Below are 25,522 nucleotides of genomic sequence, written 5' to 3' on the forward strand. Positions count from 1 at the left end.
TGTTATTTTGAATTAGTACTGCCAGTACAAACTGAATCCGGTTGTGACTGATGAGGTTTGAAAGCCATCCGGTTTGGATAGAGGGATACCGGCAAACAGGTCATAGCTCACGCCTTTAAGACTGCCGCGACAGCCCAGAACGCCACCTGCCAGGTGTTTTCCCAAGCGTTGCTCATTTCCCGGCCCGCCAATTTCGCCATAATCCATGCCCATATACAGGGAGTGACCATTCAGTGGCGTTTGCCATTCCAGTTCGTTACGGCTGTACCAACCATGATCTCCATTTAATGTGCGTTCACCGTCAAATCCGCGTACGGTCCAGCGGTTGCCAATTGAAAATTGATCCTGTGGCGTCAGCGTTCTGGCGCTTATTTGGCGCAGGTATTGGGTTTTGTAGATGAAGGGCTGAGAAAATAGGGTAAATGGCGCAGCAAGTGCCGCAGAAAACTGGGTTGTTTTAAGTAAGGCGGTTGCTTCACCCCTGACCTCTTCTGGTGCGGGCTGAGCCCCAAACCAACGGGTTCCCTGTTGGTAAGTCACTCCGGCATCCAGGGTCGCACTACCGATGTAGTGGCGATGGGATAATCCCAATTTCCAGCCAGCTGTTTCCCGGCGTTGTACGCCGATTTCAAAGTCATTAATGAAACTCTTGGATGTGCGACGATAAATTTCACCGTTAACCAAAGTTTTCTGACTGGCGTTACGATGCAGGATTCGGCTGAGTTGGACATTCAGGTTTTTGCTTTCGCCGCTGTATTTGTCGTCTTTATTTGGCCTGGCTACCTTTTGGTCGTAATCGTAATTACTGGCAGTGATGCCCGCCATCCAGTATCCCACCGGTAGGGAGTAGTGGAGGGTGTAGTTTTTGCTGCTGCGACCGGAAGGGGAGCGAATATCGCGTCCACCGGAGAGATAAAATAGATCACTCAACGCAAGAGGATTATCCAGATATAAAGTTAATCCGCCTTGGTAACGCCCAGTACTTTTAGAACCTGAATCGTCCAGGTAGCTAGCCAGTCGCCAATGTCTTGACTGACGCCAGTCCAGCACAATGTCGCTTTCTCCTAACTGTTCATTCGGTACAATTTCCATGTTGGCTTGAACGGTAGGAAAACGTTGTAGATTTTCTAATCCCTGCTCGATATCCCGTAAGTCAAGCAGCTCTCCTTCGCGGGGAGGGAATGTGGTTATCCGTTGAATATAATTGCCGCTTTCAGCGGTATAGCGAATATGCCCAATTTTGCCCGGTAAGATCATGAGTTTTAATGTTTTGGAATTAAGGTTCTGACTGGGCGCTAATACTCTGCTAGTGACATAGCCATGATTAATTAACCGGTTTTGTATCCGAGTCATTAATATATTAATCCCCTGGGTGCCCAGACATTGGTTTTCTCCCTGTTGGGCTAAACGCTTTAAAGGTAACCAGTGAGGAAAATGTTCCGTGCCTTCAAGGACGACACGTGTAATGGGAAAACAGGGCGTCTCGACGGGAAATTTAGAAGGTACTGCTGTTTCAGCAACAGACAGACGAATATCCGCCGGTGGCGGTGCTAATTGAGCTTCCAGCGCTTTCTGACGTTCCTGTTGATTAATGAGTTGCTGGTCTGAAATTTCGGTGGCTTTAACACCCGTAGTAACAATAAGAAAGCTAGTAAAAATAATAACCTTTTTTTGCATTATTCTTTGGCATCCCGCCCGCTTCGTATAATTTGGGGGGCGTATTAGCCATGAATTTGACTTAATAATCAATATGTAAGTATTACTTACTGCTAAGATTGAGAAATACGGAATGTTATAAATATCCAATAAAAACAACCGGATAGTATTTTGTTATAAAATGAGTAATAATAAAAAATACTTTATTAATTAATGAGTTATGTGGATATTGTCAGATATTCTAATTTAATTCTATATATTGATAAATATGTGATATATGTCACTAAGAATATTATTATGTAATTAAAGTTAAAGTAACTAAATGAACTATTACCTTGATTATTAAATAATGGGAGAGCTTGTTTCTTTCAGTTAAGGTTGATAATTTTTTATTAGTTACAGCGTGTTTATTCGGCTATGAAATTTCTTGGTAAAGGAGGCTCTGGCAACAATTAAATGTTCGGAGCCATGTCTTAATTCCATCTGCGAAGTGACTGAGATAATGGGATGGTAGAAATAATCGCTTCTATTAGTTTCGATATCAAAATGATTTAGCGAGCAGTTTTCACCTTATTTCTCTTCTTCTTCACTTTCACTTGATTTGCTGTTGGCTGTCAGCAAATAGGGCGATTGTTGCCAGCGGCTTGGGGCTAATTGCAATAAGTTATGTGCCAGAATAAAACCAATTGCTAAAGCGAGTAAAATCATGATCCTGAGCAGGTTAGTGGTGTTGTCCACCTGTTTGGACTCTGTTGCCAATTTGTGGGTATCCAGCGTCAGACGCAGAAAACCTTTTGGCTCATCTTTTCCAGGGATGGGGACGACTATCTGGTAGTTAAAATAGCTGCCCGCTTTTTTACCATCCAGAGATAGACGATCTCGCACCGAGACATTCTCTCCGCTATGGGCAACTTGTGTTCCATTGTTAAGATAAACACTGGCATCAAGTATGCGGCTGTTTGTCGTCAGATGATGCAAATTAGCCAGTATCCGCTCATTATTAAGATCTTTGCTGCCACTCTCCATATAATCAGATAAGCTGAATGCGACTTGTTTTGCCAAAGTTTTTGCCAATTCTTCAAATTGATCCATCTGGGCTTGTTGGTGAGAACGGCTAAAATAAGAAACGCCCTGCATTAAAAATACTAATAAAGCAATGCAAATCAATATAATAGCTGTTTTATGCAGTCGGAATTTTAATTTAGCTTTGATCATGGTTATCTCTTCCAAGCTTTGGTCAACGCAATGTTGCCAGATGCAATACAGAGAGGATAGTTTGAAGCGCAATTTTTTGCTGTCAAATCATGTGGGATTACAGGAGTAGGGATTAATGTCTAATAACCTGGCTTATCACTATTTGCCGGAAGAGGTCCATAAGTGGCCGGGATTACCACTTTCATTGAGTGGTGAAGAGGTTATGCCATTGGATTATCGGGCTGGTGACAGTGGTTGGTTGATATATGGTCGTGGCCTGGATAAACAACGTATTAGTAATTTTCAACATCGGCTTGGCGCTGCTATTGTCATCGTTTCTTCATGGCGTATTGATGACTATCAGGTAGTACGTATTGCCGGAAATTTGACTGCTCGTATTAAACGGCTAGCTGATGAGTGTCGGTTGGATGTGGTTCCTTTGGGGCAGATCCCTCGGTTGCGGTCACCAGGTTTGCTGGTGATGGATATGGATTCAACGGCAATTCAAATTGAATGTATTGATGAAATTGCCCGTTTGGCTGGCGTAGGTGACAAAGTGGCCGAAATTACCGAGCGGGCAATGCAAGGAGAGCTGGATTTTTCTGATAGTCTGCGGGAGCGAGTTGCTCAGTTGGCAGGGGCTGATGCTGATATTCTGCGACAGGTTGTAGAAAATTTACCACTTATGCCGGGGCTGACCAGTCTGGTGCGTAAGTTACAATCCTTTGATTGGCATGTGGCAATCGCATCGGGTGGTTTTACCTATTTTGCTGACCATTTGCGCCAGAATTTACGTTTGGTGGCTGCGGTAGCCAATCAGTTAGAAGTAAAAAATAGCAAGTTGACAGGTAAGGTTATAGGACCAATTGTTGATGCTAAATATAAGGCTGTCACATTGGTGAAACTGGCGAAAAAACTGGATATCCCATTGGAGCAAACTGTCGCGATTGGTGATGGTGCTAATGACTTGAAGATGATCCGCAAAGCAGGGTTAGGTATTGCTTACCATGCCAAACCGAAAGTTTATGCACAGTCGAAAGTGACCATCCGTCATGCTGATCTCATGGGAGTATTGTGTGTGTTAAGTGGTGGTCTTAAACACGAAGAGCGTTAATAGAGTTTTTAGGAGTGCAGAGTGGTGAAAGCAGCAAAGCGGGCATTTGTCTGTAATGAGTGTGGGGCGGATTATCCGCGCTGGCAGGGGCAATGTAGTGCGTGTCATGCCTGGAATACCATTACTGAGGTGCGCTTAGCCGCAGCACCTTCCTCCCGTAATGACCGGTTCAGTGGTTATGCGGGAGATGCTGGTGTTAGCAGGGTTCAGAAATTATCTGAGATTAGTCTGGAAGAACTGCCTCGTTTTTCCACGGGATTTAAAGAGTTTGATCGGGTGCTTGGCGGTGGTGCTGTTCCCGGTAGCGCGATTCTGATTGGCGGTAATCCGGGAGCAGGAAAAAGTACCTTACTGTTACAGACGATGTGTCAGTTGTCTGCACAGATGAAAACTTTATATGTCACTGGGGAAGAGTCGTTACAGCAGGTTGCAATGCGTGCGCACCGGTTGGGATTGCCGACTGATAATCTGAATATGTTGTCAGAAACCAGCATTGAACAAATTTGTCTGATTGCAGAGCAGGAGCAGCCAAAGTTGATGGTGATTGACTCCATCCAGGTGATGCATATGGCGGATATTCAATCTTCGCCGGGGAGTGTCGCTCAGGTCAGAGAGACTGCCGCTTATCTTACTCGGTTTGCTAAGACTCGTGGTGTTGCCATTGTTATGGTTGGTCATGTGACCAAAGATGGCTCGTTGGCGGGTCCGAAAGTGTTGGAGCACTGTATTGACTGCTCAGTGATGCTTGATGGTGAAGCGGATTCCCGCTTTCGCACTTTACGCAGTCATAAAAATCGGTTTGGGGCCGTTAATGAGCTTGGCGTATTCGCCATGACAGAACAAGGATTGCGTGAGGTTAGTAACCCATCAGCGATTTTCTTGAGCCGTGGTGATGAAGTTACCGCTGGCAGTTCTGTCATGGTGGTGTGGGAAGGGACTCGTCCTCTGTTGGTAGAGATTCAAGCGCTGGTGGATCATTCTATGATGACCAATCCACGGCGGGTGGCTGTGGGTTTGGAGCAAAACCGGTTGGCTATTCTACTGGCTGTCCTTCATCGTCATGGTGGTTTGCAAATGTCCGATCAGGATGTGTTTGTGAATGTTGTGGGTGGGGTTAAGGTAGCGGAAACCAGTGCGGATCTCGCTTTACTGCTCTCTTTAGTCTCCAGTTTTCGGGATCGGCCATTACCCCGTGATTTGGTTGTATTTGGTGAAGTCGGGCTGGCAGGAGAAATCCGTCCTGTTCCCAGTGGGCAGGAGCGCATATCCGAAGCCGCTAAACATGGTTTCAAACGGGCGATAGTGCCTTATGCTAATATGCCGAAAAAAGCGCTGCCAGGAATGGAAGTTTTTGGTGTGAAAAAGTTGGCGGATGCGTTATCTGTTATGGAAGATTTTGGTTAAGTAGGGAGGAGATATGGGGCAATTTGACTACCTTAAAGAAGCGATTAAACAGACAGGTTATACGTTGCAACAGGTTGCCGATGCAAGTGGTATGACCAAAGGTTATCTCAGCCAATTAATTAATGACAAAATTAAAAGTCCCAGTGCCCAAAAATTGGCTGCTCTCCATCACTATCTGAGGTTGCAATATCCTGTGCAAAATAAAACGGTTGGAGTGGTATTCGGCAAGTTCTATCCATTGCATACTGGGCATATCTATCTGATTCAACGAGCCTGTAGTCAGGTGGATGAGTTGCATATTATCCTTTGCCATGACGAGCCTAGAGATCGGGAGCTGTTTATGAGCAGTTCCATGTCTCAGCAACCAACGGTGAGTGATCGCTTGCGCTGGTTGCTTCAAACATTTAAATATCAGAAAAATATTCATATTCATTCTTTTGATGAACAGGGAATTGAAGCTTATCCACATGGTTGGGATGTGTGGAGTGACGGCATGAAAGCCTTTATGTCAAAAAAAGGCATTAATCCAACTTATATATATTCCAGCGAAACTCAGGATGCTCCCCGATATAAAGAGCATTTAGGAATTGAGACAATTCTTATTGATCCACAGCGCTCGTTTATGAAAATCAGTGGCCGGCATATTCGCCAGGACCCATTCCGCCATTGGGAATATATCCCTACGGAAGTGAAACCTTTCTTTGTTCGTACCGTAGCGATTCTTGGTGGAGAATCCAGTGGTAAATCTACGTTAGTTAACAAATTGGCAAATATTTTTAATACGACAAGTGCTTGGGAATATGGTCGTGATTATGTTTTTTCTCATCTGGGGGGAGATGAGATGGCGCTACAATATTCGGATTATGACAAGATTGCATTGGGGCAAGCCCAATATATTGATTTTGCTGTAAAATATGCGAATAAGGTTACATTTATAGATACCGATTTTGTCACTACCCAAGCATTCTGTAAGCGATATGAAGGACGTGAGCACCCGTTTGTTCAGGCATTAATTGATGAATATCGATTTGATTTAGTCATTCTACTGGAAAACAACACTCCTTGGGTTGCTGACGGTTTGCGTAGCCTTGGCAGCGAGCAGGATCGTCAAGCGTTCCAGCAATTGCTGGAGGATATGCTGAAAAGTAATAATATTGAATATGTCAATGTGGATTCACCCGATTATGATCAGCGTTTCCTACGTTGTATTGAACTCATTCAGCAACTTTTAGCGGCTAATCCTAAATGACACGTCAGTTGAATCGTTTATAATTAGATTTGTATATAATATTTTATATGATAAATTAATAAATATATATCTAATCACAATATGCATTGTGGCTAGATATTTTTATTTCCTGTAAGTAATAAAATATATAACAGCTATTAATATTTTTGATACTTCTATTGATTATTTATTTCTTGAATAAAAACAAAATTAATAATTAAATACTTCCCAGTTGATTTTTAAATAAAAGTTTTTGTGTTTTTGAGTGGTGGGGGAATAAGAGAAGTTTGATTTTTTTATTAATAATTTAATGTTCGATGTGTCACTGTTATTATGATAATTAAACATTAGTTTTAACGTGTTGTTATGATATTAAGGTGTTTTTATCTATAAAAAATTATTTGTCTGATGTTATTTTTTTATTTGTGCTAACAAGGTAATGGCCTGTTGTTAATGAATGGTTGATAGGAATGGGTTGATCTTGTTTAGTAAAATTTTGATTTTAGCATACAGATAGTCATTTGAAATAGTCACTGGTAGAAATATTGATATACTTTCAATTGAGATATTTCTTATATGATTTTCCCTCGTTTGTGTAATCTTATAATGATGAATATCTGTATTTTTACGGATTGCTCTGGCTGTAAGAGTTACTGATAATGCCAGATTTCTTACACTATTAATTATGCTGAGATAATGAATTTGAATCAAATCGCTACGATTGAAGCCATTGATATTTCATATGGTTTTTCGAACAGTAAAGCCAACCAGAAAATGATTTCAGACATCACTCTTTCTATTTTTCCAGGTGAATTTACTTTGATTAATGGGGATCTCTGTTCAGGAAAAAGTACTTTGCTGGCAATGATTTCTGGGTTATTGCCTCTCGACGGAGGAAAAATATTAATTGCTGATAACGAGCTGGGAAGGCTGAATAACTTCGAGTTAGATAGATTCCATTTGATGAACTGTGGTTTTATCTTTCAAAGAATTAATTTATCTAATGAACTTACGGTCTTGGATAATTTGCTATTATCTCTCTCTTGTGGAATCACGGCTTCTCATCAGGAAGCAATAGTCAGGGCAGCTAAGGCCCTCAATATTGTTGGTCTGAAACACAAGAAAGATATCTATCCCAAGGAATTACGTGATAATGAAAAACAACGGGTGGCAATAGCCTGCGCCATTGTGAAAAGCCCTCGGTATTTGTTTGCTGACGAGCCAACCCGTCATCTTAATAATTATGAATGCCAAACAGCTATTGATATCTTAAGTTTTATTGCTCATAACCAAAGAGGTACGGTTGTTGTGGCTTCACAGGATAATAGGTTTATTAAACATGCAGATCGTATTATTACTTTGAAAGAAGGAAAGATTATCCATGATACATATCTTACACATAGCATAATGAATAAGACTATGAGTTTATATCTAAATAATTGAGCGGAAAACGGCCTGTTGCCAGGCCATTTTCAATATGATTATTTGCTGATTTTCTTATATTTAATGCGATGCGGTTCCAGTGCTTCTGCTCCGAGAGTCCGCTTCTTATAGTCTTCGTATTCACTAAAGTTACCTTCAAAGAAAGTGACTTTACCTTCATCTTGATAATCAATGATGTGGGTTGCAATACGGTCAAGGAACCAACGATCGTGGGAAATAACCATTGCACAACCTGGGAACTCCAACAAGGCGTTTTCCAGTGCACGCAAAGTTTCAATGTCCAGGTCGTTGGTTGGTTCATCGAGCAACAGCATGTTACCGCCGACTTGCAGCAGTTTAGCCAAATGCAGCCGTCCCCTTTCACCACCAGACAGTTCACCGACACGTTTACCTTGATCAACACCTTTGAAGTTAAAACGGCCAACATAGGCGCGACTTGGTAGCTCGAAGTTACCGATACGCATGATATCCTGGCCGCCGGAGATCTCTTCCCAAACGGTTTTCTTATCATCCATGTTGTCACGGAACTGATCTACAGAAGCGAGTTTGACGGTTTCACCTAACGCTATGGTGCCGGAATCGGGTTGTTCTTGGTTGGAGATCATACGGAAAAGGGTAGATTTACCTGCTCCGTTAGGCCCGATAATCCCAACAATCGCCCCTTTGGGCAGAGAGAAGTTCAGATTATCAATCAGAACCCGGTCGCCATAGGATTTGGTTAGATTTTCCACTTCCAGAACTTTGTCGCCCAGGCGTGGCCCAGGTGGAATGAACAGTTCGCTGGTTTCATTACGTTTCTGGTATTCAACGCTATTTAATTCTTCAAAACGGGCCAGACGTGCTTTACCTTTTGCCTGACGGCCTTTCGGATTTTGGCGAACCCATTCCAGCTCTTTCTGAATGGATTTACGGCGTGCGGCTTCGGTTGCGGCTTCTTGAGCCAGACGAGCATCTTTCTGTTCCAGCCATGAAGAGTAGTTACCTTCCCACGGAATGCCTTCACCACGGTCAAGTTCCAGAATCCAGCCAGCAACGTTATCAAGGAAGTAACGGTCGTGGGTAATTGCAACAACGGTACCTTCGTAATCGTGCAGGAAGCGTTCTAGCCAGGCGACAGATTCGGCGTCAAGGTGGTTAGTGGGTTCGTCCAGTAGCAGCATGTCAGGTTTTTCTAGCAGTAAACGGCAGATTGCCACACGGCGACGTTCACCCCCGGATAGATGCTCGATTTTTGCATCCCACGGCGGCAGACGCAGGGCATCAGCGGCGCGTTCAAGCTGGTTATCAAGGTTATGACCATCGTGGGACTGAATAATCGCTTCCAGCTCACCTTGCTCTTTAGCCAGTTTGTCAAAATCAGCATCAGGATCAGCATAGGCTGCGTAGACTTCATCCAAACGGGTCAGCGCATGTTTTATCTCGCTAACCGCTTCTTCCACTGCTTCGCGGACAGTTTGCTCAAGGTTTAATTTAGGCTCCTGTGATAGATAGCCAATTTTAATTCCTGGTTGTGGTCGGGCTTCTCCTTCGATATCTTTATCAATGCCGGCCATAATGCGCAGTAAGGTCGATTTACCGGCGCCATTAAGACCAAGAACCCCAATTTTTGCTCCCGGAAAGAAACTCAAGGAGATATTTTTCAGAATGTGACGTTTCGGGGGGACAATTTTACCGACCCGATGCATGGTGTAGACGTATTGAGCCACGTTGCTATAAGCCTCGCTATCTCTGATGATGATAATGCCTGTATTGCGAAGCAAGTCGCATGGACAGGGCGCGTTGATACCTGATTATATCCGTTTAGGTTATTGATGTTCATCTGAACACGATTTGTCACAGTTTACCCGATTTAAGTTAATAAACTCTATAACCCAATTGCTCGAATAAGATGATCTTAGGTTGAATTTGTTAAAGTGAATCAATTTGTTGGATAAACAACTTACCTGATTCTGATATGTAGTTATATATATCATCATAGGGTAAATTAATGTGGTAATCCGTGATGGTTATATTATTATGCTGTTTATGCATTCGTAATATTAACCTATTTGATTTGATCTCCGGGAGGAGCGTGATAATGGCTAAATGGCAATGCCTTGCGATGGCTATAGGATTGGTTTTTATCTCTGTAGCAGCAAACGCTGATTCTCGGGAAAATCAGCGGCAGAGATATCAGCAGATTAAGCAAGCGTGGAATGTCAGCGATAGGGCTGAAATAGCAAGACTGATGCCAACATTGAAAGACTATCCTCTTTATCCTTATCTGCAATACCGGGAACTGACTCAGGATCTGTCACTTGCTACGCCAGCGCAGATCCATGATTTTATTGATCGTCACCCTAATCTGCCTCCCGCACGTTCTTTATCATCCCGGTTTATCAATGAGCTTGCACGCCGCGAAGACTGGCGCGGGGTACTGGCGTTCACTCCTACTGCACCGAAATCTATTACCGCCCGTTGCCATTACTATTTTGCTAAATGGGCTACAGGTGAGAAACAGGCTGCCTGGCAAGGAGCGAAAGAAGTTTGGTTGAATGGTCGTTCTTTACCAGACAGTTGCGATAAATTATTTGATGTTTGGCAACAAACAGGCCATTTATCAGTGAAACTAATATTACAGCGTATTAGTCTCGCGTTAAAAGCGGGCAATACGTCACTGGTCGGTTACCTCGCTAAACAGTTACCACAGGGATACAAAAGTATCAGTGAAGGTCTGATTAAGTTGCAGAATGATCCGGTTACCGTAGCGGATTTTGCTGATCATACCGGACCGACTGATTTTAGTCGTGTAGCCACTTTAGCGGCTTTTGCGCGTTTCGCACGTCAAGATCCGGAGCAGGCAAGAGTGATCATCCCATCAATTGTCAAAGTGCAAAAGATGAATGCAAGTGAACATCAGCGATTAAAAGATATTGTTGCCTGGCAGTTAATGGGTGAGGTGAGTGATGAACAGGAAAAGTGGCGTGATGATGCGATCCGCGATAGTCAATCTGTTGCATTGCTTGAGCGTCGTGTTCGTTTGGCGTTGGGCCATGCAGATGAGCGTGGTGTGGCTCGATGGATAAAATTGCTACCGTTAGAGAACCAAGACAAAGAGGAATGGCGTTATTGGCGAGCTAACATTCTATTGGCACAGGGTAATAAAAGCGAAGGTGAGGCAATATTGCGTAAACTGGCAGAAGGCCGAGGTTTTTATCCAATGGTTGCTGCGCAGAAACTGAATGTCAGCTATCCGCTGATGATGAATAGCGCAAAAAAGCCAGATGCTGCTATTGCTTCAATACCCGAGGTACAGAGAGTAAGAGAGCTGCTATATTGGCAAATGGATAGTCTTGCTCGCATCGAGTGGAGCTATCTGGTTGCCAGCCAAGATAAATTAAAACAACAGCAACTGGCGCGTTATGCTTTCGATCAAAAATGGGCAGCGCTTAGTGTACAGGCGACAATAACCGGAAAAATGTGGGACTACCTTGAAGAGCGTTTTCCATTGGCATGGCGGCGGGAATTTAGTCATTTCACTGCAAATAAAGGCATTTCTCAAAGTTATGCCATGGCGATAGCCCGTCAGGAAAGTGCCTGGAATCCGCAAGCTAATTCGCCAGTTGGGGCAATTGGGTTGATGCAGGTAATGCCAAAAACGGCGGAGGATACGGTTAAACAAAATGGTATTCAGGGATATGTAAACAGTAGCCAACTTATAAACCCGCTGACGAATATCGAAATCGGTACTGCTTATCTCGAATCGGTTTATCAGCGCTTTGGTAATAATCGGATACTTGCCAGCGCTGCCTATAATGCCGGGCCAACTCGTGTAGATCGCTGGTTATCTAACAGTGGTGGACGGCTGGATGCGATAGCCTTTATTGAAAGCATTCCATTTTCTGAAACCCGCAATTATGTCAAAAATGTTTTGGTTTATGATGTCTTCTACAGTCATTTCATGGGCAAGTCATCAAATGTGTTGACTAACGCGGAATGGCAAAGGCGTTATTGATTTATAGGAAACTATGTTATGCTGCCGTACTAGTTAAATAGTATAATGATTGATTATGACGACAAATCATCTGACAGACCCGGCACTTTCGCCGCAAGATCATGAAGATTGGCAATGTTTCGTGATATTACTCCAGCAGGCTTTTGCTGAAAATCTACAGCATCCGATTTTGCAGTTATTATTGACACCAGATGAACGGACAGCACTGGCTACCAGGGTACGCATTATCAAGGAGTTGATGAGTGGAAAAATGAGTCAACGTGAGCTGAAAAATGAACTTGGGGTAGGTATTGCGACGATTACGCGTGGTTCTAATAGCCTGAAATTTGCCTCAAACGATGTGAAGGCTTGGTTGGAACAGCAATTACTGCAATAGCAGGCCGCCAATTGCGGCCTAGGCGGAATGCTTGTTTAACGGGCGTTCAGCTCTTTATAAATTTCATGACGTACAGGCACTAAAGCCAATATCAGAGCTTGGTGGTACACGCTGGTACGAGTCAGGATGCCATCAGTGAAAAAGCCAATTGCACCATCTTTCTGCTTGATGTTATCAATGCCTGTAAGGTGAGCCATTTCATGGCCTAATTCCCGACCTTCGCGGATACCATCAAGAATTTTTTCTGGTAGCATCAGGCTGGCTGAACGAGATTCTCCGCGAATTTGCTGATATTCCACGACCATCCAGGCAAATGTCATATCGTCTTCAATACCCGCTTCCACACCTACCCAAAAGTTTGCTTCAGGGCGAACTTGTCTGGCAGCCATGACACGCTGGCGGGCGCCAGTGCGGGTTTCCGTGTTACCAATAGGCTGTTGTGGGACGCTACTGTCTACATTGATATCTTCGATCCGATAAGTACCTGGCCCAAAAACATCATCAAAGGCGAGACTAATGGCTTTAATTTTTGCAGGGTTGGTGGTTGCAGCAATAACGTGATACATAATAGATGAGTTATCCTTTGAACGAGTATTTACGCAGTATAACGGAAAATGAAAATGTTACAGGTATATCTTGTTCGTCATGGGGAGTCTGAATGGAACGCAGCACGTCGTATTCAGGGACAATCCGACAGCCCTTTGACTGAAACAGGCGAACATCAAGCCAGATTAGTGGCGCAAAGAGTAAAAGCTGAAAGTATTACCCATATTATTACCAGTGACCTTGGGCGTACACGCCGAACGGCGGAAATTATTGCTGAGGTTTGTGGTTGTGAAATTATTCTGGAGCCACGTTTGCGCGAGTTGCATATGGGGGTGCTTGAACGCAGAAATATTGATTCATTAACATCGGAAGAAGAGAACTGGCGTAAGAAAGTCCTTGATGGCACACCTGGGGGACGTATCCCCAAAGGCGAATCTATGGATGAACTGGCTATGCGTATGAAGGCAGCGCTGGAAAACTGTCGTAATCTGCCTGTTGGTAGCCGGCCCTTATTAGTCAGTCATGGCATCGCTTTGGGATGTTTGGTTGGCACAATATTGGGATTGCCCGCACATGCTGAACGCCGTCTTCGCCTGCGAAATTGCTCTCTGTCCAGAGTGGATTATCAGCACAGTCCGTGGCTAGCGTCGGGCTGGATTGTAGAAACGGCAGGCGATATCACACATCTGGATACGCCCGCACTGGATGAATTACAACGTTAATGCTGGATAGGAATGAGATACTGAAATTCGATGATATGATTCGCCGCTTCCTTTTCTCTATCATTGGTATTGGTAAGATAATATCGCTCGATGTCGTATCCCTTCCTACGTGTCAGGTTTAGCATTGGCAGGCAAATGCCATAGACGGTAAACAGGAAATCCTGTAAGCCATCTTTGGTACCGTAGTAACTAAATGAGACGTATTCTCCAGCCGGTAATGTAACAGGCTGGCTGGCTGCCACATTAAACTGAGCATATTGGGGTTCTACCGCTGTTGTGTACAATACGGTTTGTTCATCTTCTTTTTCTGGATTGGGAGTCGCATGATGAAGGCCATAAAGTACAGGAGGTAACACTTCTGCATTTTGCAGATAGTATGTCCAGAAATTGTGGCGCATTTCAGTACAAAAACTAGACCATTGTTCCAGCGTATAGGAACAGGTCTGTTCTATACCCACCAGTGGCTGTTCCTCTAGTGTGAGATAGGTTGCTTCGGGAATATACCTTTTATCCAGCAATATGGGCGGGCAAATACCCGTGGCGCACCACTCCTCACTGAGTCGATAAAGTGCTGGTGTTTTATTGAATTGTTTTTTAAATGCGCGAGTGAAAGTTTGTTGGGAGTCAAACTGGTACTGTAAAGCAATATCCAGAATAGGGCGGCTGGTTAAACGCAAAGCAACGGCTGCCCGCGATAACCTCCTGGCACGGATATAGGAGCCAATAGCCTGGCCGGTAATGTCTTTAAACATACGTTGCAGGTGCCATTTAGAATAGCCTGCTTTAGCTGCAACATTATTGAGTGATAATGGTTGATCCAGATGATTATCTAGCCAACGTAATAAATCACGAATGATGCCGGTTTGATCCATACATCTCCTTAGTCATTAAGACCAGAAAGAACAACATAAGAACCTATACTACTAGGCTATTTTGTTTGCCACTTGAACAGTCCCACAGAGTGGTAAAACGAATTATTCCTTGTGTGTCGTATGTCTGTTCTGATTTCTGAGTACTGTTCGTGTTCATAATTTATTGACAAGCGGGGCATTCAACAATAACTCTACTGGATATAAGCACTAAGTGTAAAACAAGTCTTATATTTACAATAGGATACTTATTCGTATTATTATTTCACTCATTACTTTGTGAAATTATATTAATGATTAATTGTTTCTATTAATGGTATTACCGTTCTATTTGGTATCTCGGCGGTGAAATTTTACGCTGAATTAATTAAGGTATGAGACTATATATGTTAAAAATCATAAAGATACTCGTAGCAACAACATTGTCGTGCCTACCTGTGGCGGCTCTGGCTGAAGAGATTGGCTCGGTGGACACTGTTTTTAAATTTATCGGGCCTGATCACAAAATTGTCGTGGAAGCGTTTGATGATCCTGATGTTAAAAATGTGACTTGCTACCTGAGCAGGGCAAAAACAGGCGGAATAAAAGGGGGTTTAGGACTTGCGGAAGATACTTCTGATGCTGCTATTTCTTGTCAGCAGATTGGAGAGATTGAACTAACAGACAAGATTAAAAAGAGTAGCAAAAAAGGTCAGGTGGTTTTCCAGAAACGAACCTCACTGGTGTTTAAAAAACTTCAAGTCGTTCGCTTCTATGATGTAAACCGTAATGCCTTAGTCTACCTGACATATTCCGATAAGATGATCGATGGTTCACCGAAGAATGCGATCAGTGCTGTACCTATTATGCCGTGGAAGACAGTGGAAAATTGAGGGGCAGGATGGGTTCCTACAGGGATATCCCATCCTGTCATTTTTAGAGGCTTACCGATAGTTCAAGTTAGGCTTCCAAATCACCACAGAAACGATAGCCTTCACCGTGAATGGTGGCGATAATTTCCATCGTATCTGGCGTCGATTCAAAATGTTTACGGATACGACGAATCGTTACATCAACGGTACGGTCATGGGGTTTCAATTCACGACCCGTCATCTTTTTCAGTAAATCCGCGCGCGTTTGGATTTTGCCTGGATTTTCACAGAAATGAAGCATGGCGCGGAACTCGCTGCGTGGCAATTTATACGGCTCACCAGCCGGGCTGATCAGAGAACGGCTATTGATATCTAATTCCCAACCGTTGAATTTATAACTCTCAACCTGGCGACGTTCCTCGTTGACATTACTCAGATTCATGGTACGAGAAAGCAGGTTGCGGGCGCGAATGGTCAATTCACGCGGGTTAAATGGTTTGGTGATGTAATCATCCGCACCGATTTCCAAGCCAAGGATTTTGTCTACTTCGTTATCACGGCCAGTCAGGAACATCAAGGCAACATTTGCTTGCTCACGCAGTTCGCGGGCAAGTAACAAGCCATTTTTGCCTGGAAGGTTAATATCCATAATTACCAGGTTAATGTCGTTGTTTGACAGAATATGGTGCATTTCTGAACCATCGGTGGCTTCATAAACTATGTACCCTTCAGCTTCGAAAATGCTTTTTAGGGTATTGCGAGTGACAATTTCGTCTTCAACAATCAAAATGTGCGGGGTTTGCATGGTTGCTACCTAGAATCGCTTAAAAATAAATCAGAATGATTCAAACTACTCTTATCTCAGGATATTTACTGGTTATTATTTGTCATCACTGAAATTATAGTTTAAATCAGTAATAACATTTATTGATATGTTTTACACTGAAAGTAAAAGTTGCTTTTCCTTTGGTGGGTATGTACCCAAAAAACTGGTTAAACAGTGTTATGTTAGTCCATTAACAGCAATATAACAGCTTGCAATGCATTTACCATCTAAAAAAACTACCTTTTATTGACGTACATCAAAATTGATTGTAGCACGTTAATATTATTTATATTGGTTATTTTATACCTTGTATTCTGTCATGCAAATGACAAATTCTTGTTAACGTACAGAGTGGTTTTGTACGAAAAATAATCCCCCATGAGCTTGGTGGTGAATAAAAATAACTAATTTTTACGAAAAGATAAAATATATTGTTAATTTTGTTAAAAATGGATTTAACAACTAAAAGATTGGGATCAGTAAGAAATATTTGTTTGTCTTTATGACCATGAAATGAATTATTCCAATGTTAAAAATATCAAAAGCATAAGGTTATTTAGAGAAAATGTTTGACTTTGCGCACAAATTCATTTAACCAATATAGGGTCGAACCCATTAAATGACAGGCAGGAACCTATGCGAACTATCAGCCTGAAAACCACACTTATTACCACCACCGGAACCACAGGTTACGGGGCGGGCTGACGCATATATAAAACAGAGAAAAAAGCCCGCATCCAAATCAGATGCGGGCTTTTTTTTGGCGCGGAATCAGGAGAAAAATGTTAATGCGAGTGCTTAAATTTGGAGGAACTTCGGTCGCTAATTACCAGCGTGTATTGAGCGTTGCCGATATTGCAGAAAAAAAACTTTCTCAAGGAGGGGTTGCGTTGGTGCTTTCTGCGCCGGCAAAAATTACCAATCATTTAGTGGCGATGATTGAGAAAACGGTAGCCGGGCAAGAGATCATTACCCATATGCACGATGCTGAGCAGATCTTTGTTGATTTATTACAGGGGGTGGCACAGGCCCAACCCGGTTTTGCTTATGAACGGTTAAAAATGATGGTTGAGCAAGAATTTGCTCAATTGAAACAGGTTCTGCATGGTATTTCGTTACTGGGCCAATGCCCGGACAGCATTAGCGCTTCCCTGATTTGTCGTGGGGAAAAACTCTCTGTCGCAATTATGGAGTCTGTATTGCAGGAGCGTGGTCACAAGGTCACGGTGATTGATCCGGTAGAAAATTTGTTGGCGCAAGGTCATTACCTTGAATCTACGGTAGATATCAACGAGTCTACGAAGCGCATTGCTGCTCTGAATATTCCTGATGACCATATTGTCCTGATGGCTGGATTTACGGCTGGAAATGATAAAGGGGAGCTGGTTGTCTTGGGGCGTAATGGTTCTGACTATTCTGCTGCGGTTTTAGCGGCTTGCTTGCGGGCGACATGTTGTGAAATCTGGACTGATGTGGATGGGGTTTATACCTGTGATCCCAGAGTTGTGCCGGATGCACGGTTATTAAAAGGCATGTCCTATCAGGAAGCGATGGAACTCTCTTATTTCGGCGCCAAGGTATTGCATCCACGGACCATTGCTCCAATTGCTCAATTTCAGATCCCTTGTTTGATTAAAAATACCGCCAATCCAGATGCACCGGGAACACTAATTGGTGACGGGCAGAAAGATGAAAGTACGCCGGTAAAAGGGATTACCAACCTGAGCAATATGGCAATGATTAACGTATCAGGTCCTGGTATGAAGGGGATGGTTGGTATGGCGGCAAGGGTATTTGCTGTTATGTCCCGTAAAGGGATCTCTGTTGTGCTGATTACTCAGTCATCTTCAGAATACAGCATCAGCTTCTGTGTCCCTCAACGTGAATTGGAACGTGCGCGTCAGGCGCTGAGTGAAGAATTCTATCTTGAACTGAAAGAGGGAGTTCTTGATCCTTTGGATGTGATGGAAAATCTTTCCATTATCTCTGTTGTTGGCGATGGTATGCGTACCCTGCGTGGCATCTCTGCCCGTTTCTTCTCTGCATTGGCGCGCGGTAATATCAATATTGTTGCCATCGCACAGGGATCTTCTGAGCGTTCTATCTCGGCGGTTATTGATAATGAAGTGGCAACGACAGCCGTTCGCTTGTGCCATCAGATGTTATTCAATACCGATCAGGTGATCGAAGTTTTTGTTGTCGGCGTTGGGGGAGTTGGTAGCGTTTTGATTGAGCAGATCCGTCGTCAACAAACTTGGTTGAAGCAAAAGCACATTGATTTGCGGGTATGTGGTATTGCTAATTCACGGGCTATGTTAACGGACATGAGAGGTATTTGCCTTGATAATTGGCAGCAATGTTTATCAGAGGCCAAAGAACCTTTTAGTTTGAGCCGCCTGCTCCGTTTGGAGAAAGAGTACCATTTGCTGAACCCGGTGATCGTGGATTGTACCTCTAATCAGCAAATTGCTGATCAATACGCTAGTTTCCTGAGTGATGGTTTTAATGTGGTCACGCCGAATAAAAAAGCTAATACTGCGTCAATGGCTTATTATTATCAGATTCGTAAGGCGGCAGAAAAATCTAAACGTAAATTTCTGTATGACACTAACGTAGGCGCTGGTCTGCCTGTTATTGAGAACTTACAAAACTTGCTTAATGCGGGTGATGAACTGGTTCAGTTCAATGGCATTCTTTCCGGTTCTCTCTCTTTTATTTTCGGTATGCTGGATGAAGGAATGTCATTATCTCAGGCGACGTTACTGGCAAAAGAGAAAGGCTATACCGAACCCGATCCGCGTGATGATCTGTCCGGTATGGATGTTGCCCGTAAGCTGTTGATCCTCGCTCGTGAATCAGGTTATGAACTTGAACTGGATGATATTGATGTAGAATCTGTGTTGCCAGTCTCCTTTGATAACAAAGGGGACGTGGATGTTTTCCTTGAACGTTTACCCTCTCTTGATCAGGTTTTCAACCAGCGTGTGGCGGAAGCAAAAGAACAAGGGAAAGTGTTGCGCTATATTGGCGTGATTGAAGATGGCTGTTGTAGAGTGAAAATCGCGGCAGTAGACAGCAATGATCCGCTTTATAAAGTCAAAAATGGCGAAAATGCGTTGGCATTCTACACGCGTTACTATCAGCCGATACCGCTGGTACTGCGGGGATACGGAGCGGGGAATGATGTTACTGCCGCAGGTGTTTTCGCAGATATGCTGCGTACTTTGTCCTGGAAACAGGGAGTTTAATTGTGATTAAAGTCTATGCGCCTGCATCTATTGGCAATGTCAGTGTTGGATTTGATGTACTGGGCGCCGCGGTCTCTCCAGTTAATGGTGCTTTATTAGGTGACTGCGTTACTGTCCGGGCAGCGAAGAGTTTCAGTTTGCGTAATGAAGGGCAGTTTGTGGGGAAGTTACCTGAGAAGCTGGAGCACAACATCGTTTACCAATGCTGGCAATTATTCTGCCAGCGTTTGGGCAAACAATTACCCGTGGAGATGACGCTGGAAAAAAATATGCCAATTGGTTCTGGCCTTGGCTCCAGTGCTTGTTCTGTTGTTGCAGGTTTGATGTCACTGAACGAGTTTGCAGGTCTCCCATTTAATGAAAGCCAACTACTGGCAATGATGGGGCAACTGGAAGGACGTATTTCCGGCAGTATTCACTATGATAATGTTGCTCCATGTTATCTCGGTGGTTTGCAACTGATTATGGAACAAGGGGATATTATCTGTCAGCCAGTACCTTCGTTTGATGAATGGTTATGGGTGATGGCCTATCCGGGTATCAAAGTTTCTACCGCAGAAGCCAGAGCAATTTTACCTGTAAAATATTTGAAGCAGGATGTTATCGATCATGGACGTTTCCTTGCTGGTTTTATTCATGCCTGTTATACACGGCAACCAGAGCTGGCAGCCAGATTGATGAAAGATGTGGTTGCGGAACCGTATCGTACCCAACTGTTACCGGGTTTTGCCAAGGCGCGTGAAACAGCAAAACAGGCAGGGGCATTGGCGTGTGGTATTTCTGGTTCTGGCCCGACATTGTTCTCCATTTGTAATGATATGGCTACCGCAGAGGAAATGGCTGAGTGGCTGCAACAGCATTATGTTCAGAATGATGAAGGTTTTGTACACATTTGCCGTCTGGATCTCGCAGGCGCACGACAAATAGGGTAACTAATGAAACTGTATAACTTGAAAGACAACAGCGAGCAGGTGAGTTTTGCGCAAGCAGTCAAACAGGGGTTAGGAAAACAGCAAGGGCTTTTCTTTCCGCAAGATTTACCCGAATTCAGTCGTGAAGAAATTGACCAACTGTTGAAACTGGATTTTGTCACTCGCAGTGGTTGCATTCTTTCAGCATTTATTGGTGATGAAATTCCGCCAGAACAACTGATGATTCGAGTTAAGAGCGCTTTTACTTTTCCGGCACCTGTGGCAAAAGTGGAAAATGATGTTGCAACGCTAGAATTATTCCACGGCCCGACTCTGGCATTTAAGGATTTTGGTGGCCGTTTTATGGCGCAAATGTTGGCACAAGTTGCTGGTGAACAGCCAGTAACTATCCTGACTGCGACTTCTGGCGATACGGGGGCGGCGGTAGCACATGCTTTTTATGGGCTGAATAATGTACAGGTGGTAATCCTCTATCCACAGGGCAAAATCAGCCCATTACAGGAAAAACTGTTTTGTACATTGGGCGGTAATATTCACACGGTGGCGATTGATGGCGATTTCGATGATTGTCAGGCATTGGTTAAACAGGCGTTTGATGATCAAGAATTGAAACAAGCTCTGTATCTCAATTCAGCCAATTCAATTAACATCAGCCGCTTGTTGGCACAAATTTGCTATTACTTTGAAGCAGTTGCTCAGTTACCAGAAGATAAGCGCGAACAACTGGTTATCTCTGTACCGAGTGGGAATTTTGGTGATTTGACTGCGGGTTTATTGGCAAAATCGATGGGATTACCGGTAAAACGCTTTATTGCTGCCACGAATGTTAACGATACGGTTCCACGTTATCTGGAGGATGGAAAATGGTTGCCTCATCGGACCGTTGCCACGCTTTCCAACGCAATGGATGTGAGTCAGCCAAACAATTGGTCACGGATTGAAGAACTATTTCACCGTAAATCCTGGCCGTTAAGTGAATTGGGATATGGTGTAGTCAGTGATGAAGTAACTAAAGAGACCATTAAGGAGCTGGCTAAACTGGGTTATATTTCTGAACCTCATGCAGCGGTTGCTTATCGTGTTCTGCGTGATCAATTACAAGAAGGTGAATACGGGTTATTTCTTGGTACAGCTCATCCAGCGAAATTTAAAGAGAGTGTGGAACAGATTCTGGGTGAGGAATTACCATTGCCCAAAGCGTTGGCTGAACGGGCTGATTTAGTCTTGTTATCCCATCACTTACCGGCAGATTTTGCTAAATTGCGATCTTTTTTGATGGAAAGAGCACCTAAGTCTTTATGAAAGTGGGCGCCGCACAGATCATGCGGCGTATATTTTGAGAATAAGGTCTTAGTGTTGTTCAGGGCGTTTAAATACCAGTTCATTCCCTTTGGATAACGATTCATCGAAAGCGTAGCCATCCAGATTAAACTCCACCAGACGGTCAGTTTGCGTTAATTGATTCTCAATAATAAACCGGCTCATTAGCCCACGAGCTTTTTTCGCATAAAAACTAATGATTTTATACTTACCGTTTTTCTCATCGAGGAATACAGGTTTAATGATTTTACCGGCTAACTTTTTCGTATTCACGGATTTGAAATATTCATCGGAAGCCAGATTAACCAGTACATTATCGCCTTGTTGTTCCAGAGCTTCATTGAGCTTTTCTGTGATTAGATCTCCCCAGAAAGCGTAGAGATCTTTACCGCGTTTATTTTCCAGTTTGATCCCCATTTCCAACCGGTAAGGTTGCATTAGATCCAAAGGACGAAGCACACCATAAAGGCCAGACAGGATACGCAGATGATCCTGAGCAAAATTAAAATCTTTATCAGAAAAAGCTTCAGCTTGCATACCGGTATAAACATCACCTTTAAATGCCAGGATAGCCTGACGGGCATTTTCTGGAGTGAAATCAGCATGCCATTCGCCAAAACGGGCTGCATTCAGGCCGGCAAGTTTATCGCTAATACCCATCAGGCTAGCAATTTGGACGGGTGTCAGTTTGCGACAAATACTGATTAACTGCTCTGATTGGCCGAGTAATACTGGCTGGCTATGTTTTTCCGTGGCAAGCGGGCTTTCATAATCAAGGGTTTTTGCAGGTGAAATAGTAATAAGCATAATATCGTCCCGGTTGTTCAGATGAGGTTACTTTAACAAAAGATAGGATAATAAAGAATTAATAATGACGATAGTGGAAACTGTGTGCGTGATATCTGTCGGGTAACAAGCTGATAATTTTGCACTCCATTTTGTTGATCGATATTGCTATTAATATTAAAAATATTTAAATAATTTATAAAGGTATATTTTAATTTAAATTTACATATAAATTTAAATTAAGTTTTGGTGAATTATTTAAATGTCAGATTTTGTGCGTTTGATCGATTTTTTTTGAATTGTAATAGAGTAATTATTATAAAAGTAAGCGGCTGTATTATATTTCCAGTTTCTTATTTGATTGAAATCGATTGGATAAATAAAATATACCTAATAGATTTCGAGTTGCAGCGCGGCGGCAAGTGAATGAATCCCCAGGAGCATAGCTAACTATGTGACTGGGGTGAGTGAAAGCAGCCAACAAAGCAGCAGCTTGAAAGATGAAGGGTATATAAGTGGGATAAGATATGGAGAATAAAAATAAGCTATTATCCTCTGATATAATATCTATCTTTGGTACAGGAATAAGTGAAATAGCGCTTCTTTCACTTGTATATTCAATTACCAAGTCGGAGATAGATACGTCTTTAATGGTATCTGTAAGGTTAACTGCGAGTATATTAGTTTTTGTGGTTATTGGTTGGCTAACTGCTCGGTTTAATATGCGGGCTATTTGTATTTCTTCGGATTTCTTCCGGGCAGTAACAATATTTCTTGCTGTATTTGTCGATAATATATATTTATTGTTTTTCATATCTTTTCTTCTATCATTTTTTTCAGGTTTGAATATATCGATAAGGTCAGTAGCATACCAGGTATTTATCAGCTCAGAAGAAAGAGTGGCTTTTATATCAAAGCAACAATTCTATTATGGATTGCTCTCTATATCTTCTCCATTGATAGCTGGTTTTTTGATAAATATGATTTCAATACGCTCCTTATTTCTTATTGAGTCAATGTGCTTTATTTTATCAATTATATTTCTCTTTTTTATCGGCGATTGGGGAACTAAAGTAAAGGAAAAAGATATTTCTATGAAATATGGTGGTTTAGGATATATTATCAAAAATAATACTCAGAGAAATATATTATTATTCAGGATAAGTATTTTGACTGCAATGGTGTCATACCAAGTGATTTCGACCTATATAGTGACTTCTAACTATATAACAATTTCCTCTTTATTTAGTGGGTCATATTCGTTTTCTTTTTCTGATCTGATTGCTTATTTTTCCTTTTTAGCTTCTGTTTCAATGTTATTTTGGGCTTATTTGTCTGGTTGTTATTTTACTATAAGTAGAATAAAAAAATCTTTCTTCCTTGGTTCTCTATTGATTGCGATTGGGAGTATTCTTTGGGCTATGCCTTTATCAAAAATTGTCCTGTTATACTATACACTGGGAACCATGCTTATTTTTATCGGACTTTCTTTTTTAAGAATCTCTCTCTATACATCAGGACAAGAGCTGACGCCAGAAAAATATTTTGCGAGAATAATATCGTCTTCGGATGCAATTTCAAGAAGTTACCAATCAGCCTTTGGTATTATAATAATATGGTTAATCCCTTTGCTAGGAAGTAGTGTTTTATTTGTCTTTTTTGCAATGTGTTCTTTGAGCTCAGTTTTCGTTTCAAAGAAAATAAGCACTGACGTTGAGAATAAACTAACATTAAAGTAATTTATTTTGTATGAAATTATTGGCAATGGTTTTAATTTACTGAATTTTTATCTCTATGATGAGATCCTCAAACCAAGAGACTTTGTTAGCGGGAAGTCTGTAATGATGCCCTAAAGTTTGAAGGATTTTCCATCGAAAACGTTTGCAAATCAACCAAACACCCTCAATTGTTTTTACTGTCTTGCAGCAAGATCTGACCATGTTATTATCAACGGATGGCTCAGAAACAATGCCACAATTTCACGCATAACGATGAGATATGACAAAATGACCGATAAACTAACCTCCCTGCGTAAACTGACAACAGTCGTGGCAGATACCGGGGATATTGCGGCGATGAAACTTTATCAGCCACAAGATGCGACAACTAATCCATCTCTGATCCTTAACGCTGCACAGATTCCTGAATACCGTAAATTAATTGATGAAGCAATTGCGTGGGCGCGTGAACAGAGCGATTCCCATGAGCAGCAAATTATGGATGCTAGCGATAAATTGGCGGTGAATATTGGTTTGGAGATTCTGAAGCTGATCCCTGGCCGTATTTCGACAGAAGTTGATGCCCGTTTGTCTTATGACACCGCACGCAGTGTTGCTAAAGCTAAGCGCCTGATTAAGTTGTATAACGAGGCAGGTATCAGCAATGATCGGATTCTGATTAAATTGGCTTCAACCTGGCAGGGTATCCGAGCGGCTGAACAGCTAGAAAAAGAAGGTATCAACTGTAACTTGACACTACTGTTCTCGTTTGCCCAAGCGCGTGCTTGTGCGGAAGCCGGGGTTTATCTGATTTCGCCATTCGTTGGTCGTATCCTTGACTGGCATAAAGCGAACAGCGAGCAGAAAGAGTTCGCTCCACACGAAGATCCCGGCGTCATTTCTGTGACTGAAATCTACCAATATTATAAACAACATGGCTATGACACGGTGGTTATGGGAGCAAGTTTCCGTAACGCGGGTGAGATTTTGGAATTGGCGGGTTGCGACCGTTTGACTATTGCCCCTGCGCTGTTGAAAGAGTTGTCTGAAGCTCAGGGTGAAGTTGAACGTAAACTGGGTTATTCCGGTGAAATTAAAGCGCGTCCAGAGCCATTGAATGAAGCTCAGTTCTACTGGGAACATCATCAGGATGCAATGGCAACAGAAAAACTGGCGGATGGTATCCGTAAATTTGCTATTGATCAGGGCAAACTTGAGAAGATGATCGCTGATCTGCTGTAATGATAGGTTATAAGCTATTCTTTTAGCGTTAAAGGCGGCATAATTAGCCGCCT

21 protein-coding genes and 1 other annotated feature are annotated in these 25,522 nt (G+C 42.7%); of the genes, 14 read left to right on the top strand and 7 right to left on the bottom strand.

Going from position 1 to position 25,522, the window contains the following annotated elements; genetic code table 11:
• Window positions 1-12 precede the first annotated feature (12 nt).
• Window positions 13-1,677 (bottom strand): ShlB/FhaC/HecB family hemolysin secretion/activation protein, encoded by a 1,665-nt coding sequence (locus tag D3222_RS13575; protein ID WP_118986636.1) that lies wholly within the window; start codon window positions 1,675-1,677, stop codon window positions 13-15.
• Window positions 1,678-2,226: 549 nt separating this feature from the next.
• Window positions 2,227-2,871, bottom strand: a complete 645-nt coding sequence (locus D3222_RS13580) for a YtjB family periplasmic protein (protein ID WP_118986637.1) — start codon at window positions 2,869-2,871, stop codon at window positions 2,227-2,229.
• Window positions 2,872-2,986: 115 nt separating this feature from the next.
• Between D3222_RS13580 and serB the strand changes: the two genes are divergently transcribed.
• The 4 genes from serB (at window position 2,987) to D3222_RS13600 (ending at window position 8,039) form a co-directional block, all read left to right on the top strand.
• Complete coding sequence (serB, locus tag D3222_RS13585) at window positions 2,987-3,964, top strand: phosphoserine phosphatase (protein WP_118986638.1); 978 nt, start codon at window positions 2,987-2,989, stop codon at window positions 3,962-3,964.
• A gap of 21 nt (window positions 3,965-3,985) precedes the next feature.
• A complete protein-coding gene (gene radA, locus D3222_RS13590; RefSeq protein WP_118986639.1) occupies window positions 3,986-5,368 on the top strand; it encodes a DNA repair protein RadA in 1,383 nt (460 codons plus the stop codon).
• Window positions 5,369-5,381: 13 nt separating this feature from the next.
• Window positions 5,382-6,617, top strand: a complete 1,236-nt coding sequence (nadR, locus tag D3222_RS13595) for a multifunctional transcriptional regulator/nicotinamide-nucleotide adenylyltransferase/ribosylnicotinamide kinase NadR (RefSeq protein WP_118986640.1) — start codon at window positions 5,382-5,384, stop codon at window positions 6,615-6,617.
• A gap of 675 nt (window positions 6,618-7,292) precedes the next feature.
• Window positions 7,293-8,039 (top strand): ABC transporter ATP-binding protein, encoded by a 747-nt coding sequence (locus D3222_RS13600; protein ID WP_118986641.1) that lies wholly within the window; start codon window positions 7,293-7,295, stop codon window positions 8,037-8,039.
• A 38-nt stretch (window positions 8,040-8,077) separates the two neighbouring features.
• On the opposite strand, the gene ettA is transcribed toward D3222_RS13600, so the two are convergent.
• Window positions 8,078-9,745, bottom strand: a complete 1,668-nt coding sequence (ettA, locus tag D3222_RS13605; RefSeq protein ID WP_118986642.1) for an energy-dependent translational throttle protein EttA — start codon at window positions 9,743-9,745, stop codon at window positions 8,078-8,080.
• A 371-nt stretch (window positions 9,746-10,116) separates the two neighbouring features.
• Here ettA and sltY point away from each other — a divergent pair, with 371 nt between their 5' ends.
• Together sltY and trpR are read left to right on the top strand one after the other, a co-directional pair.
• Complete coding sequence (sltY, locus tag D3222_RS13610; RefSeq protein WP_118986643.1) at window positions 10,117-12,033, top strand: murein transglycosylase; 1,917 nt, start codon at window positions 10,117-10,119, stop codon at window positions 12,031-12,033.
• A gap of 55 nt (window positions 12,034-12,088) precedes the next feature.
• Window positions 12,089-12,409, top strand: a complete 321-nt coding sequence (trpR, locus tag D3222_RS13615) for a trp operon repressor (protein WP_118986644.1) — start codon at window positions 12,089-12,091, stop codon at window positions 12,407-12,409.
• Between the two features lie 35 nt (window positions 12,410-12,444).
• Here trpR and yjjX read toward each other — a convergent pair whose 3' ends face one another.
• Window positions 12,445-12,975 carry an inosine/xanthosine triphosphatase gene (gene yjjX / locus D3222_RS13620; RefSeq protein ID WP_118986645.1) on the bottom strand — a complete coding sequence of 177 codons (531 nt, stop codon included), beginning with the start codon at window positions 12,973-12,975 and terminating at the stop codon, window positions 12,445-12,447.
• A gap of 54 nt (window positions 12,976-13,029) precedes the next feature.
• Here yjjX and gpmB point away from each other — a divergent pair, with 54 nt between their 5' ends.
• Window positions 13,030-13,677, top strand: coding sequence for a 2,3-diphosphoglycerate-dependent phosphoglycerate mutase GpmB (gene gpmB / locus D3222_RS13625; protein ID WP_118986646.1), 648 nt, complete (start codon window positions 13,030-13,032; stop codon window positions 13,675-13,677).
• On the opposite strand, the gene robA is transcribed toward gpmB, so the two are convergent.
• Complete coding sequence (robA, locus tag D3222_RS13630; RefSeq protein WP_118986647.1) at window positions 13,674-14,549, bottom strand: MDR efflux pump AcrAB transcriptional activator RobA; 876 nt, start codon at window positions 14,547-14,549, stop codon at window positions 13,674-13,676. The two genes, gpmB and robA, sit on opposite strands and share 4 nt — an antisense overlap.
• A 383-nt stretch (window positions 14,550-14,932) precedes the next feature.
• On the opposite strand from robA, the gene creA reads away from it, so the two are divergent.
• Window positions 14,933-15,418 (top strand): protein CreA, encoded by a 486-nt coding sequence (creA, locus tag D3222_RS13635; RefSeq protein WP_118986648.1) that lies wholly within the window; start codon window positions 14,933-14,935, stop codon window positions 15,416-15,418.
• Between the two features lie 67 nt (window positions 15,419-15,485).
• Here creA and arcA read toward each other — a convergent pair whose 3' ends face one another.
• Window positions 15,486-16,202, bottom strand: coding sequence for a two-component system response regulator ArcA (gene arcA, locus D3222_RS13640; protein WP_118986649.1), 717 nt, complete (start codon window positions 16,200-16,202; stop codon window positions 15,486-15,488).
• A gap of 657 nt (window positions 16,203-16,859) precedes the next feature.
• Between arcA and thrL the strand changes: the two genes are divergently transcribed.
• The 4 genes from thrL (at window position 16,860) to thrC (ending at window position 21,705) form a co-directional block, all read left to right on the top strand.
• Window positions 16,860-16,928: a thr operon leader peptide gene (thrL, locus tag D3222_RS13645; RefSeq protein WP_118986686.1), complete on the top strand. Its 69-nt coding sequence runs from the start codon at window positions 16,860-16,862 to the stop codon at window positions 16,926-16,928.
• Window positions 16,867-16,986 (top strand) — a sequence feature (Thr leader region). Its footprint overlaps the gene before it by 62 nt.
• A 25-nt stretch (window positions 16,987-17,011) precedes the next feature.
• Window positions 17,012-19,471, top strand: a complete 2,460-nt coding sequence (gene thrA, locus D3222_RS13650; protein ID WP_118986685.1) for a bifunctional aspartate kinase/homoserine dehydrogenase I — start codon at window positions 17,012-17,014, stop codon at window positions 19,469-19,471.
• A gap of 2 nt (window positions 19,472-19,473) precedes the next feature.
• Window positions 19,474-20,403, top strand: a complete 930-nt coding sequence (thrB, locus tag D3222_RS13655; RefSeq protein WP_118986650.1) for a homoserine kinase — start codon at window positions 19,474-19,476, stop codon at window positions 20,401-20,403.
• A gap of 3 nt (window positions 20,404-20,406) precedes the next feature.
• Window positions 20,407-21,705, top strand: a complete 1,299-nt coding sequence (gene thrC, locus D3222_RS13660) for a threonine synthase (protein WP_118986651.1) — start codon at window positions 20,407-20,409, stop codon at window positions 21,703-21,705.
• Window positions 21,706-21,753: 48 nt separating this feature from the next.
• On the opposite strand, the gene yaaA is transcribed toward thrC, so the two are convergent.
• Window positions 21,754-22,530 (bottom strand): peroxide stress protein YaaA, encoded by a 777-nt coding sequence (gene yaaA / locus D3222_RS13665; protein WP_118986652.1) that lies wholly within the window; start codon window positions 22,528-22,530, stop codon window positions 21,754-21,756.
• Between the two features lie 506 nt (window positions 22,531-23,036).
• Between yaaA and D3222_RS13675 the strand changes: the two genes are divergently transcribed.
• Both D3222_RS13675 and tal read left to right on the top strand, forming a co-directional pair.
• Window positions 23,037-24,248, top strand: a complete 1,212-nt coding sequence (locus D3222_RS13675; protein WP_118986653.1) for an MFS transporter — start codon at window positions 23,037-23,039, stop codon at window positions 24,246-24,248.
• 267 nt (window positions 24,249-24,515) lie between these two features.
• Window positions 24,516-25,469 carry a transaldolase gene (gene tal / locus D3222_RS13680; protein ID WP_118986654.1) on the top strand — a complete coding sequence of 318 codons (954 nt, stop codon included), beginning with the start codon at window positions 24,516-24,518 and terminating at the stop codon, window positions 25,467-25,469.
• The last annotated feature ends 53 nt before the right edge of the window (window positions 25,470-25,522 follow it).

The organism is Photorhabdus sp. CRCIA-P01 (assembly GCF_003545805.1).
Classification (GTDB): domain Bacteria; phylum Pseudomonadota; class Gammaproteobacteria; order Enterobacterales; family Enterobacteriaceae; genus Photorhabdus; species Photorhabdus antumapuensis.